The organism is Streptomyces sp. NPDC005706 (genome assembly GCF_040631045.1).
Taxonomy (GTDB): Bacteria; Actinomycetota; Actinomycetes; order Streptomycetales; family Streptomycetaceae; genus Streptomyces.
In genome coordinates this window covers 36733-49285 of the sequence record NZ_JBEXYS010000001.1, presented here as the reverse complement: position 1 = coordinate 49285, position 12553 = coordinate 36733, and the positions used below count along the sequence as shown (strand labels likewise).

The following is a 12553-nucleotide window of genomic DNA, read 5'->3' as shown; positions in this document are numbered from 1 at the left end:
GCGGACGCTCACCGGGCGGGTGCGCGCTCCGGCTGGTTCGATGATCGGGGCGACGGTGAGGGTGAGGGAGGGAGGTGCTGATGCGTGGCCGGCTGGTTGTCCCCGGAGAACGTGACCGAGGTGACCCGGGTGCTGGACCTGAGCGGAGTGTTCGCGAACGGGACACTCGGCGGGGTGCTGGCGCGGAGCCGCCGGCTGGACCTCTTCGGCTTCCTGGTCATCGGCATCGTCTCCGGTCTCGGCGGCGGAATCCTCCGCGACACCCTGCTGCAGCACGGGACGCCCGTCGCCCTGACGGACTACACCTATCTCACCGTCGCCACCGCCGGGACCCTGCTGGCCTTCGTCGCCGACCTGAGCCGTCACACCTCCGGCTGGACCTTCAACCTGCTCGACGCGCTGGCGCTCAGCGTCTGGGCGATCGCCGGGGCGCAGAAGACCCTCTCCGTCGGACTCGGCTGGCTGCCCGCCGTGCTGCTGGGCACGATCACGGCGGTCGGCGGCGGGGCCATCCGGGACCTGCTGCTGGCCCGTACCCCCGCCATCTTCGGCGGCACCCCCCTGTACGCGACCGTCGCCGTGCTGGTGAGCGGGGTGATGGTCCTGTGCAACCGGCTCGGTGCGCCCACCCTCGGCATCCTGGCCGGGATCCTGGTGGGCGTCTCACTGCGGCTGGCCGCGCTGACCCGGGGCTGGCGGCTGCCGGGCAGCCGTGACTGGCGGCCCGGGGCGGCACGCGGCCGCGGCCCGTGACCCGGACGGGCCAGGGGCCGGGCGACGGACGGACTGCGGGACGGGCGGGGGCACCACCCACCGGAGAACAGGGAGCACCACAACCTCATGAGCCTCAGGGAACGCGTGGACGAGGTCGTAGCCGGGCTCGGTGACATCCGGCCCGAGCTGGAGGGCTTCTACGAGGACCTGCACGCCCACCCGGAGCTCGGCCACCAGGAACACCGGACGGCGACCCGGGTGGCGGAGCGCCTCGGGAACTGCGGGTACCAGGTGCACGACGGGATCGGCGGCACCGGTGTGGTCGGCGTGCTGGCCAACGGGGACGGGCCGACGGTGCTGCTGCGCGCCGACATGGACGCGCTGCCGGTGCGCGAGGAGACCGGCCTGCCGTACGCCAGCAAGGCCGTCGGCAAGGACGCGGCCGGCCGGGAGGTGCCGGTGGCGCACGCCTGCGGACATGACATGCACGTCACCTGTCTGCTGGGCGCGGCCCGGCTGCTGGCGTCCGCTCGCGGGGCGTGGCGGGGAACGCTGGTGGCCCTGTTCCAGCCGGCCGAGGAGCCCGGTGACGGCGCCGACCGGATGCTCGCCGACGGGCTCACCGGACTCGTGCCGCGGCCGGACGTGGCGTTCGCCCAGCATGTGCTGCCCTATCCGGCGGGGCGGGTCGGCACCCGCGCCGGTTCCTTCCTGTCCGCGGCGGACAACATCCGCGTCACCGTCCACGGCAGGGGCGCCCACGGCTCGGCGCCGCAGGCCGCGATCGACCCGGTGGTGATGGCGTCGATGATCGTCGTCCGGCTCCAGACGATCGTCTCGCGCGAGCTGGCCGCCACCTGGCCCGCCGTGCTCACGGTGGGCTCCGTGCAGGCGGGCACGAGCGGCAACGTGATCCCCGAGTCGGCGGAACTGCTGCTGAACGCGCGCACCTACGACGAGGGAACCCGGCGGTCCGTCCTGGCGGCGGTGCGGCGGATCGTGACGGCCGAGTGCGCCGCCTCGGGAGCGACCCGCGAGCCGGAGATCGAGGAGGGCACCCGCTTCCCGCCGACCGTCAACGACACGGCGGTGACCCGTGAGGTGGCCGCCGCCTTCACCGAGGTCTTCGGGGACCACGCGGGCACGGTCGAACTGCAGAGCGCGAGCGAGGACTTCAGCCGCGTCCCGGACGCGTTCGGCGTCCCGTACACCTACTGGGCCCTCGGCTGCGTCGACCCGGACACCTACGAGGCCGCCCGGCGGCGCGGCACGGTGGCGCAGGACATCCCGGTCAACCACAGCTCCCGGTTCGCGCCGGTCCTCCAGCCGACGCTGGACACGGGCGTACGGGCCCTGGTCACGGCCACGCTGACCCGGCTCGCCCGGCGGACCGCATGACAAAGGCCCCGCCGCTCGGGAGCGACGGGACCTGTGCCCACATGGGATGAGGGGGTCCGGGGGTCATGCCCCCGGAGGTCCCGACGAGACGGACCGAGCTCGCGCGTGTCGCGAGCACGGTCCACCTCCGTCTCGTGGAGATGGCGGGAATCGAACCCGCGTCCAACGGTGCGGAACCAGGGCTTCTCCGTGTGCAGTTCGCTTCGCTTTTCTCGGCCCCGGCGATCACGCGAACAAGTCGCCGACGGGCTCAGTCACTGTTTGATTTCCCTCTTCACCCCGTGACCGGGATCAAGGTTTAGTCCCCTAGTCGATGCCAGGATCCGGGACGGGAACAAGCCCGGGCTGACACTCCCTTGAGAGCTTCGCTAGCTGCTAATTAGGCAGCGAGGGCGAAGTGGGAGGAATCGCGCTTGGTGTTGGCGATTATTGTTTTCGGCCTGTGGTTTACGAGATCATGGCCGCTTCCTCGACACGCTTCCCCTGCTTCGACAGCCGCTGTCGAAACCGATCATCCCCATGTTGATTTTTCAATCCCCTCCGTGGAGGGCCCTCCGGAGAGGGGGCTCGCACCCTCTGTGGGGTGCGTTGCCATCGTACGTGACCAACGCGGTTCGGTGCCAGCCTATTCCCGCCGGTGGCGCCGGTCCGGTGACTAGCCCCGCTGCTTGCGCCGCACGGCCGACATCGCGCGGTCCGTCTCGCGCCGGTCCTGCTTCTCGCGCAGGGTCTGGCGCTTGTCGTACTCCTTCTTGCCCTTCGCCAGCGCGATCTCGACCTTGGCGCGGCCGTCCTTGAAGTACAGGGCGAGGGGCACGATCGTGTGACCCGTCTCCTGGGACTTCGCCTCGAGCTTGTCGATCTCGTCGCGGTGCAGCAGCAGCTTCCGCTTGCGCCGGGCGCTGTGGTTGGTCCAGGTGCCCTGGCTGTACTCGGGCACGTGCACGTTGTGCAGCCACGCTTCGTGACCGTCCAGTTGCACGAAGCCGTCGACCAGCGAGGCCCGCCCCTGGCGCAGCGACTTCACCTCGGTGCCCATGAGCACGAGACCGGCCTCGTACGTGTCGAGGATGAGGTAGTCGTGCCGCGCCTTCTTGTTCTGCGCGATCAGCTTGCGCCCTTTTTCCTTAGCCATAGTGCCGACCATTTTCGCACCATGGAGGGGGTGCGGGGGAAGTGCATTAAAGGGGGCTACGACGGGTCGCCCAGGCCGCCCAGGACCGTCTCCGCCCGCCGCAGCGCCTGCGGCCCCGGATCCAGGTCGGGGGTGATGCCCCGGCCGTCGACCGCGCGGCCGGACGGGGTGCGGTAGTGGCCCACGGTCAGCTCGGCGACCGAGCCGTCGGGCAGTCCGGTGGGCATCTGGACGGAGCCCTTGCCGAAGGTGCGGGTGCCGATCACGACCGCGCGTCCCCGGTCCTGCAAGGCACCGGTGAGCATCTCGGCCGCGCTCATCGTGCCGCCGTCGACCAGGGTGACCAGGGGCCGGTCGGTGTCGCCGCCGGTGTCGGCGTGCAGGGCGCGCTGGGCGCCGTCGACGTCGTAGGTGGCGACCAGGCCGCCGTCGAGGAAGGCGGAGGCGGTCTCCACGGACTCGGTGACCAGCCCGCCGGAGTTCCCCCGCAGGTCGAGGACGATGCCGGCGCCGGCCGGGGCGCGGTGCACGGCGGCGCGCACGGAGTCGCCGGAGCCCTTGGTGAAGGCGGCGACCTTGATGACGGTGATCCGGCCGGGCAGCTTGTGGACGGTCACCGGGTCCGTGGACAGCCTGGCCCGGCGCAGGGGCTCGGTCCACGCGCGCGTGCCGCGCTGGAGGCCGAGCGTCACGGTCGTACCGGCGGCCGCGTCCTCGGCGTCGCCCCGGAGTAACGAGACCACGTCGGTGACCGGCCGCCCGGCCACGTCCGTGCCGTCGACGCTGCGCAGCCGGTCCCCCTTGCGGATCCCGGCGCCTGCCGCGGGCGAGCCGGGCTGCACCCGGCTCACCTCGATCCGGCCGTCCGGCTCGGCCCGCGCTCCCAGCCCGGTACCGGTGTACTGGCCGTCCAGGGCCTCCTGGAACTCCTGGTACTCGTCCTCGGAGTAGACGGCTCCCCAGCGGTCCCCGCTGCGGCTGACGGCCCGCTCGGCGGCCTCCATGGGCGACTTGCCGTCGGCCATCGCCTTGGCGGCGGCCCGCCGCACGGCCTCGTGACGGGTGGCCGAAGGCACCGGAGCCGAGGCGGACTTGGGGCCGGACCGGGCGCCCTGGCCGGTGTCCGGGAAGGAGCCGGTGGCGGCGCCCGCGACCAGCGCGCAGGCGAAGACCAATGTCAGGGCGGCCCCACGGCCGGTGCGGCGGGGCTGACAGAACGGGTCACGGCCTGACATGGCGGTGAGTCTAGGACAACGGCGAAGGGCCGTACGGACGGACGCCCGTACGGCCCTCTTGGGATGCGTCACACCTTCAGGTACTTGCGCAGCGCGAAGAACGCCGCCAGAGCGGGCATCAGCACACTGGTGGCGAGGATCAGCGGCAGCTTGGTCAACACCGCGTCCCAGCCGACGAAGTTGATCAGCGTGAGCTTGTTGGACAGGGCCATGCCGTGGTCGATCGTGAAGTACCGCCCGACGACCAGGAAGATGCAGGCGAGGCCACCGCCGATGAGTCCGGCGACCGCGGCCTCCATGATGAACGGCGCCTGGATGTAGAAGCCCGAGGCGCCGACGAGGCGCATGATCCCGGTCTCACGCCGACGGCTGAACGCGGACACGCGCACGGTGTTGACGATCAGCAGCAGCGCGACGAGCAGCATCAGCGCCATCACGCCGAGCGCCGCCCGGTTCATCAGGTTCAGCAGCTGGAAGAGGTTGTCCAGGATGCCCTTCTGGTCCTGCACCGACTGCACGCCGTCACGCCCGTTGAACGCGGTCGCGATGACCTGGTACTTCTGCGGGTCCTTGAGCTTGATGCGGTACGACTCCTGCATCTGGTCCGGCGTCAGCGAGCCGGCCAGCGGGGAGTTGCCGAACTGCTCCTTGTAGTGCTTGTACGCCTCGTCCTGCGACTCGTAGGTCACCTTCTCGACGATGGTCATCTTGCCGAGGTCGGTGCGGATCTGCTTCTTCTGGTCCTCGGTGACCGCACCCTTGGCGCAGTTGACGTCCGACTGCGCGTCGCTCTTGTTGCACAGGAAGATCGAGACGTTGACCTTGTCGTACCAGTAGCCCTTCATGGTGCTCACCTGGTCGCTCATCAGCAGGGAGCCGCCGAACAGGGCCAGGGACAGGGCGACGGAGACGATGACGGCGAAGGTCATCGTCAGGTTGCGGCGGAGACCGACACCGATCTCCGACAGGACGAACTGGGCGCGCATGGCGTCGGATCAAGCCTTTCCGTGGACGTGACTGGGGCGGCGGGTCAGTGCTGGTAGCCGTAGACGCCGCGGGCCTGGTCGCGGACGAGGCGGCCCTTCTCCAGCTCGATGACGCGCTTGCGCATCTGGTCCACGATGTTCTGGTCGTGCGTCGCCATGATGACGGTCGTGCCCGTCCGGTTGATGCGGTCGAGCAGCTTCATGATGCCGACGGAGGTCTGCGGGTCGAGGTTGCCGGTGGGCTCGTCCGCGATCAGCAGTTTGGGCCGGTTGACGAAGGCCCGCGCGATGGCCACGCGCTGCTGCTCACCACCGGACAGCTCACCCGGCCTCCGGTCCTCCTTGCCGCCGAGCCCGACGAGGTCGAGCACCTGCGGCACGGACTTGCGGATCTCACCGCGCGACTTGCCGATGACCTCCTGCGCGAAGGCCACGTTCTCGGCGACGGTCTTGTTGGGCAGCAGGCGGAAGTCCTGGAACACCGTCCCCAACTGGCGGCGCATCTGCGGCACCTTCCAGTTGGAGAGGCGCGCGAGGTCCTTGCCGAGGACGTGCACCTGGCCGTGGCTGCACCGCTCCTCGCGCAGCACCAGCCGCAGGAAGGTCGACTTGCCGGAGCCGGAGGACCCGACGAGGAAGACGAACTCGCCCTTCTCGACCTCCAGGGAGACATCCCTGAGGGCCGGGCGGGTCTGCTTGGGGTAGACCTTGGAGACGTTGTCGAATCGGATCACGGATGCACCACGGGTCGCCGGGGGTAGATGAGCGTGACCATACGCGAACCGGGAGTGCGAGCGCAGGGCCCGGTCGCGGTTGGTTGCGGCTTGTGTGTTTTTGTACAGACGGGATTCGGGCTTCTTCGAGAGCCCGCGCTCTTTGCGGGGGAACCTGGCACAGTGGAGGGGGAACGTTCTGGTTCCCGTGCGCGTTGTATGGGTGATGGCCGGCGCGAGGAGGGCGAGCGCATGACGTACGACCGGTTGGTGTGCGCGAACTGCGCGTCGCCCGTGAGTGAGGGCCGGTGCCCGGTGTGCCGTGCCAACCGCGAGCGACTGCAGCAGGAGGGCTTCTTCGCGGGGCTGAACCCCATGGCGCTGATCGCACTGCTCGCGGTGCTGATCGCCGCGGTGGCGCTGCTGGCCCACCAGACCGCGTAGGAAGACCGGACAAGACGGCCGAAGGGCCCGGAGCGAGAAGCTCCGGGCCCTTCGTGTTGCGCGCTGTGTGCGGAACGTCGCCGTGCGGCTACGTTCAGGCGGCGGCGCCGCCCCGGCCGTTCACCAGCCGCGGCAGGAAGCGGAAGCCGATGCCGCCGGCGATCATCGTCGCGGCGCCGACCAGCAGGAACGCGGTCTGTCCGGCACCGGTCTCGGCGAGCTGCTTGTCGCCGCCCTGAGCCGTGGTGTCCGAGCCGGTGTCGGTGAGGGCGGAGGAGCCCTCCTCCTGGGAGGCGTTGTCGTTGCCGCCGCCCTGGGGGGTGTCACCGCCGCCGGTGGAGCCGTCGCCGCCGGTGGTGCTGGAGCCGCCACCGTTGCCGTTGCCGCCGGAGTTGCCGTTGCCACCGGAGTTGCCGTGGCCGCCGCCGTTGCCGCCCGAGTTGCCGTTACCACCGGTGCTGTCGTCGCCACCGGTCGTGGTGGTACCACCGTCCGTCGTGGTGCCACCGGTCGTGGTCGTACCACCGTCCGTCGTGGTGCCACCGGTCGTGGTCGTACCACCGTCCGTCGTGGTGCCACCGGTCGTGGTGCCGCCGTCCGACGTGGTGCCACCGATGGTGACAGTGCCACCGATCGTGGTACCACCGTCCGTGGTGCCACCGGAGGTAACGGTGCCACCGTCACCACCTTCGGTCACACCGACATTGGCGCCGCCGTCGGCCGTCCCGCCATCGGCGGTACCCCCGTCGGCCGTGCCACCGTCTGCCTCACCCTCGGTGCTTACACCCAGGGTGATCGGCCCGGCCTGGACTCCGAGGTCCAGGGCCGAGGCGGCACCCGCTGCGGTGAGCGAGGCGCCGGCCGCGATCACGGCGCCGGCCGCTATCCGCGCGACCCGGATCCGCGTCTTCTTCGTCATGTGGTTGCTACCCCCAGTAGCTGTCGTCAATGAGGCGGCGCGTGGGGCTTGCCGTGATCGACGGAGGCAGCCGTGACGAGATCTGCGTCAATTCCCCCGGTTCACATGCGCCCCAGAGATACGCATGCCACGCTTCACCCTTCCGAGTTTTCGGAGCATCGTCAAGGCCGTTGCGGGCGCAATGTCCGACGGAGCGGCGTTTGCCGTGACTTGGAAGCTGTGAGTGTGATGTAAAACCCAGACAAATGACAACTGCCGCCTCGAGGGCGGCAGTTGTCATGTCGACAAGGTTACTTCTCCTGCTGCTTGCGCCAGCGAATACCGGCCTCGAGGAACCCGTCGATCTCGCCGTTGAACACGGCCTCGGGGTTGCCCACCTCGTGCTCGGTGCGCAGGTCCTTGACCATCTGATAGGGGTGCAGCACGTAGGAACGCATCTGGTTGCCCCAGGAGTTGCCGCCGTCGCCCTTGAGGGCGTCCATCTTGGCCTGCTCCTCCTGGCGGCGCCGCTCCAGCAGCTTGGCCTGGAGGACGTTCATCGCGGTCGCCTTGTTCTGGATCTGCGACCGCTCGTTCTGGCAGGAGACGACGATGCCGGTGGGGATGTGGGTGAGGCGCACCGCGGAGTCCGTGGTGTTCACGCCCTGGCCGCCGGGACCGGACGACCGGTAGACGTCCACCCGCAGCTCGGACTCGTCGATCTCGACGTGGTCGGTCTGCTCGACCACGGGGAGGATCTCCACGCCCGCGAAGGAGGTCTGGCGGCGGCCCTGGTTGTCGTAGGGCGAGATGCGCACCAGGCGGTGGGTGCCCTGCTCGACGGAGAGGGTGCCGTAGGCGTACGGCGCCTGCACGGCGAAGGTGGTGGACTTGATGCCCGCCTCCTCCGCGAACGACGTCTCGTAGACCTCGGTCTTGTAGCCGCGCTGCTCGGCCCAGCGCAGGTACATGCGCTGGAGCTTCTCGGCGAAGTCGGCGGCGTCGACGCCACCGGCCTCGGCGCGGATGTTGACGAGGGCCTCGCGGGAGTCGTACTCGCCGCTGAGCAGCGTCCGGACCTCCATCTCGTCCAGCGCCTTGCGGACGGCCGTCAGCTCGGACTCGGCCTCGGCGCGGGTGTCCGGGTCGTCCTCCTCCTCGGCCATCTCGAAGAGGACGGCGAGATCGTCGATCCGGCCGCGCAGCCCTTCCGCCTTCCTGACCTCGGCCTGGAGGTGGGAGAGCTTGCTGGTGATCTTCTGCGCCTCGTCCGGGTCGTCCCACAGGGACGGCGCGGCCGCCTGCTCCTCGAGCAGGGCGATGTCTGCCCTCATCCTGTCGAGGTCCAGGACGGCCTCGATCGACTCCATGGTCGAGGAGAGGGACTTCAGCTCTTCGGATACATCGACGACTGCCACGCATCCAGCGTAACGGCTCCGCCGAGCGGCCAGAGCAGGGTGGCTCGGCCGGGCCCGTGGGCGGCCGGTGCCGCCCGCGCCCCGCGGGGTGCCGCGCCCCCGGGCCCCCGCCCCGGCCCGGGCGGCCTCGCCCTCGGGCGCCGGAAGGGCCGCCTCACCCGGAGCGGCGCCCGCGGGTCACGGCGTCGACGTGCTGTGGGTGCCGGCCGGGGGCTCGTCGTCGCCCGATGTCGCCGCCCACGCCCCCAGGCCGATGGCCGCGGCCAGGACCACCCCCGCCACGCCCAGCGTGATCCGGCGCCGCCGCATCGCGGCCCGGTGCCGGGCCGAGCCCGGCCGGGGCGCGCCCGCCGCGCGCGGTGCCCGCGCCGTGCCGTGGGCTCCGCCCGCCAGCTCGTCCGGTGCCGGGACCCGCATCGAGGTGTGGGTGTCCCGGTTGGAGTCGGGTCTGGCGCCGGGCACCAGGGACACCGCGCCCCGCCGCCGTACCGGCTCCTCGCCGGCCGGGTCCCGCGCCACCTGGTCCTCGGCCTCGTCGGCGGAGTCCGCGTCCGGCTCGTCCACGTCCAGCGGGGGCATGCCGGCCAGCAGGGGCAGCTGCTCCCGCAGCCGTACCGCGAGCTCCGAGGCGCGCAGCCGGGAGGCGGGCGCCTTCGCCAGGCACTGCACGAGCAGCGCCCACAGCTCCTCGGGGATGCCGGGCAGCGGTACGACGGTCTCGGTGACGTGCCGGCGCAGCACCGCGCCGGGGTGGCCGCCGCCGAACGGCGTGAAGCCCGCGAGGAGTTCGTAGAGGACCGTGGCCAGCGCGTAGATGTCCACAGCGGCGCGCGGCGGCAGGCCCTCGACGATCTCCGGGGCCAGGTAGTCCGGAGTGCCGATGATCTTCGTGGCGCGGGTCCGCTTCGGGGAGTCGATCAGCTTGGCCACGCCGAAGTCGGTGAGCAGCGCCGGGTGGGACCCGCCGGGGCCGAGCGGGCCCTGCATGTCCAGCAGGATGTTCTCGGGCTTCACGTCCCGGTGGACCACCCCGGCCGCGTGGGCGGCGGCGAGTCCGTCGGCGACATCGGCGACGATCGCCACGGCCGACTCCGGTGCGAGCCGCCGCTCGCGCTCCAGGCGGGTGCGCAGGTCGGTGCCGCGCACCAGGTCCATGACCAGGGCCAGGTCGTTGCCGTCGACCACCAGGTCGCGCACGGAGACGATGTGCGGGTGCTCCAGGCCGAGCAGCGCGGTGCGCTCCTGCACGAAGCGCCCGACGAGCTCCTGGTCGGACGCGAGGTCCTCACGCAGCAGCTTGATCGCGACGGGCCCCTCCGGTCCCTCGCCCAGCCACACCGTGCCGGCGCTGCCCCGCCCCAGGATCTGGTTCGCGGTGTACCGGCTGCCGATCTTCCGTGCCAAGACTGCTCCTACCGACGCGTGTTGTCGCCGCTGCGTCCTTCCGGGGGACGGCCCCCGGACCCCCAGCCGACAGACCAGGACCCCCGGGCGACAAAACTACGCGTCGAGCGAGCCAACCTTCACCGTCGAGGCGGAAATCACCCGCCGGATGTCGACAAATTCCCAAACTCGCGTTCAGTTGCCGTTGCCGGAGGAGCTGTCGAGCTGCTTGATCCAGTCGCCCACCTGGCCGGCCCAGTCGCTGAGCTGGGACCAGTAGCCCCGGCCCTGGCCGACCCAGGTGTGCAGCGGGGTCAGCTCCCAGACCAGCCAGCTCGCGACGACCAGGATGACGATCGTGAACAGGCAGCCCTTGAGGCAGCCGAGTCCGGGGATCTTCATCGGGTTGGCGCCGCGCTGCCGCGGCGCCCGGGGCTCACGCGCGGGACGCTGCGGCTCCGGGGCGGGGGGCGCGTAGCGCTGCGGCTGCCGTTGCGGCTGCCGCTGCGGGGCGTACTGCTGGGGCTGCTGGTCCGGGTAGCCGTATCCGGCGTGCGGCTGCTGCCTGCCGCGCGGCTGCGGCTGCTGCGGGCGTCCCTGCTGGGCCTGGCGCTGCTGCTGCGGCCTGGCGACCTGGCGCTGGGGCCGGCGGCGCAGCGGGTCCTCGTCGGGGTCGAGGTACTGGACCTGCGTCTGCTCGTTGCGGTCCCGGGCGGCGCGAAGCTGGTTCTGCCAGGGGTGCGGCTGGTCCGGCTGCTGCCCCTGCGGGCCGGTGTTCGGCAGCACCGCCGTGGGGTCCGCGGCGCCGGTGTTCGGCAGTACGGCGGTGGGGTCGGCGGCGCCGGCCGGACCGCCGGTGTGCGGCAGCACGCTGGTCGCGGCGTTGGGGTCGTACGCCCCCTGGGGCGCGTTCGTCGGCAGCACCTGGGTGGGGTCGGCGGCGCCGGGCTCCCCCGGGACGGCGGCCGGGGCCGGGTCGGGGGCGAGCAGGGCGCCCACGCCCTCGGCCGCGGCGATCTGCGCGGCGTTCGCGTGCACGCCGACGCCCTCGGCGACGACCCGCAGCCCGCGCGCGAGGTTCTCGGCGCTGGGCCGCTCGTCGGGGTTCTTGCGCAGGCAGCGCTCTATGACCGTCCACAGCGGGTCGGGGACGGTGGAGGGGCGGCGCGGCTCGGCGCTCAGGTGCTGGTGCAGTACTTCGAGGGCGCTGCCGCCGGAGAACGGCGGACGGCCGGTGACCAGCTCGTACAGCAGGATGCCGGCGCCGTACACGTCGACGGCGGAGGTCTGCGGCCGGCCCTCGGCGGACTCCGGCGCGACGTACGCGGGCGTGCCGACGAACTCGTGGGTGCGGGTCAGGCCCGGGGAGTCGGCGAGGCGGGCGATGCCGAAGTCGGTCAGCATCGGGTGCATCCGGCCCTCGTACTGCTGGAGCAGCACGTTGGCGGGCTTCAGGTCGCGGTGGACGACGCCGTCGGCGTGGCTCGCGGCGAGGGCGTCGGCGATCTGCGCGGTCATCAGCGCGGCGGCGACGGGCGTGAAGGGGCCGTTCTCGCGCAGATAGCGGTGCAGGTCGGGGCCGTCGACGAGGTCCATGACGAGGGCCAGCAGATCGCCCTCGACGACCAGGTCGCGGACCCGCACGATGTTCGGGTGGGTGAGCCGGAGCAGGACGGAGCGCTCGCGCAGGAAGCGCATCACGATGTCCGGGTCGCTCGCCAGCTCCTCCTTGAGGACCTTGATCGCGACCGTCTCGCCGGGCTGACCGGGCACGGCCGCCTCGGCACCCGCCGTCTCGCGCTGGCGGGCACGCCAGACGGTGCCCGTGGCGCCGCGTCCGAGCGGCTCCTCGAGCAGGTACTTGCTGCCGACTGGCCGCACGTCACGCGCTCCCTGCTGCTTGCTTGCCGATTCTGGTGTTCCGACCCACTGTAGTGCCGGTCCACAGGGCACTACGTAAGCGTTCCCGACGATGTTCGCCGGTCCGCCCGGACCCCGCCTCTCGGGGTCGTGGCTCCAGGGGTTCCCGGTTCGAAGGGAAGACGCTCGCCCCGGTCCCCTGGTTGCCAGGTGCCGTACGTGACCGATCTCAACTGATCATCGGCGCACCACTGGTCAGGCACTTTTGGGGGCAGAGCTGACCAATCAAGATCACTTGGCACCGGGTCGTGGGCACGTTGTCAGTGACAGGTGCGAGGATGCGTGCAGTACTGGCCGACGTGCTCGTGC

11 protein-coding genes and 1 other RNA gene are annotated in these 12553 nt (G+C 71.3%); 3 read left to right on the top strand and 9 right to left on the bottom strand.

The features are described 5' to 3' along the window. Nucleotides 1–84: 84 nt before the first annotated feature. Both ABZ478_RS00170 and ABZ478_RS00165 read left to right on the top strand, forming a co-directional pair. Nucleotides 85–753, top strand: a complete 669-nt coding sequence (locus tag ABZ478_RS00170; RefSeq protein WP_359544253.1) for a trimeric intracellular cation channel family protein — start codon at nucleotides 85–87, stop codon at nucleotides 751–753. An 87-nt stretch (nucleotides 754–840) separates the two neighbouring features. Beyond that, nucleotides 841–2112 carry an amidohydrolase gene (locus ABZ478_RS00165; RefSeq protein WP_359544252.1) on the top strand — a complete coding sequence of 424 codons (1272 nt, stop codon included), beginning with the start codon at nucleotides 841–843 and terminating at the stop codon, nucleotides 2110–2112. Between the two features lie 132 nt (nucleotides 2113–2244). On the opposite strand, the gene ssrA is transcribed toward ABZ478_RS00165, so the two are convergent. The 5 genes from ssrA to ftsE all read right to left on the bottom strand — a co-directional run bounded on the left by ssrA (nucleotide 2245) and on the right by ftsE (nucleotide 6202). Next, nucleotides 2245–2631, bottom strand: a transfer-messenger RNA (tmRNA) gene (gene ssrA, locus ABZ478_RS00160). 136 nt (nucleotides 2632–2767) lie between these two features. Continuing rightward, on the bottom strand, nucleotides 2768–3247 hold the full coding sequence (gene smpB, locus ABZ478_RS00155) for an SsrA-binding protein SmpB (protein ID WP_359544251.1): 480 nt from the start codon (nucleotides 3245–3247) through the stop codon (nucleotides 2768–2770). A gap of 56 nt (nucleotides 3248–3303) precedes the next feature. Beyond that, a complete protein-coding gene (locus ABZ478_RS00150; RefSeq protein WP_359544250.1) occupies nucleotides 3304–4482 on the bottom strand; it encodes a S41 family peptidase in 1179 nt (392 codons plus the stop codon). A gap of 68 nt (nucleotides 4483–4550) precedes the next feature. After that, entirely contained in the window at nucleotides 4551–5468 is a 918-nt protein-coding gene (gene ftsX / locus ABZ478_RS00145) for a permease-like cell division protein FtsX (RefSeq protein ID WP_359544249.1), read from the bottom strand. A gap of 44 nt (nucleotides 5469–5512) precedes the next feature. Beyond that, a complete protein-coding gene (ftsE, locus tag ABZ478_RS00140; RefSeq protein WP_020940379.1) occupies nucleotides 5513–6202 on the bottom strand; it encodes a cell division ATP-binding protein FtsE in 690 nt (229 codons plus the stop codon). A gap of 231 nt (nucleotides 6203–6433) precedes the next feature. Between ftsE and ABZ478_RS00135 the strand changes: the two genes are divergently transcribed. Beyond that, complete coding sequence (locus ABZ478_RS00135) at nucleotides 6434–6625, top strand: hypothetical protein (RefSeq protein ID WP_199210755.1); 192 nt, start codon at nucleotides 6434–6436, stop codon at nucleotides 6623–6625. Between the two features lie 94 nt (nucleotides 6626–6719). On the opposite strand, the gene ABZ478_RS00130 is transcribed toward ABZ478_RS00135, so the two are convergent. From ABZ478_RS00130 to ABZ478_RS00115, 4 genes are all read right to left on the bottom strand, one after another. Then, nucleotides 6720–7544, bottom strand: coding sequence for a hypothetical protein (locus tag ABZ478_RS00130; RefSeq protein ID WP_359544248.1), 825 nt, complete (start codon nucleotides 7542–7544; stop codon nucleotides 6720–6722). A 290-nt stretch (nucleotides 7545–7834) separates the two neighbouring features. Next, nucleotides 7835–8941 carry a peptide chain release factor 2 gene (gene prfB / locus ABZ478_RS00125; protein WP_359544247.1) on the bottom strand — a complete coding sequence of 369 codons (1107 nt, stop codon included), beginning with the start codon at nucleotides 8939–8941 and terminating at the stop codon, nucleotides 7835–7837. Nucleotides 8942–9118: 177 nt separating this feature from the next. After that, nucleotides 9119–10345 carry a serine/threonine-protein kinase gene (locus ABZ478_RS00120; RefSeq protein WP_359544246.1) on the bottom strand — a complete coding sequence of 409 codons (1227 nt, stop codon included), beginning with the start codon at nucleotides 10343–10345 and terminating at the stop codon, nucleotides 9119–9121. 174 nt (nucleotides 10346–10519) lie between these two features. Continuing rightward, complete coding sequence (locus tag ABZ478_RS00115) at nucleotides 10520–12205, bottom strand: serine/threonine-protein kinase (protein ID WP_359544245.1); 1686 nt, start codon at nucleotides 12203–12205, stop codon at nucleotides 10520–10522. Nucleotides 12206–12553 lie beyond the last annotated feature (348 nt).

Coding starts and splice junctions, on each gene's coding strand:
- ABZ478_RS00130 (WP_359544248.1), bottom strand. CDS start 7,544: ATGACGAAGAAGACGCGGATCCGGGTCGCGCGGATAGCGGCCGGCGCC.
- ABZ478_RS00135 (WP_199210755.1), top strand. CDS start 6,434: ATGACGTACGACCGGTTGGTGTGCGCGAACTGCGCGTCGCCCGTGAGT.
- smpB (WP_359544251.1), bottom strand. CDS start 3,247: ATGGCTAAGGAAAAAGGGCGCAAGCTGATCGCGCAGAACAAGAAGGCG.
- ABZ478_RS00150 (WP_359544250.1), bottom strand. CDS start 4,482: ATGTCAGGCCGTGACCCGTTCTGTCAGCCCCGCCGCACCGGCCGTGGG.
- ftsX (WP_359544249.1), bottom strand. CDS start 5,468: ATGCGCGCCCAGTTCGTCCTGTCGGAGATCGGTGTCGGTCTCCGCCGC.
- ABZ478_RS00165 (WP_359544252.1), top strand. CDS start 841: ATGAGCCTCAGGGAACGCGTGGACGAGGTCGTAGCCGGGCTCGGTGAC.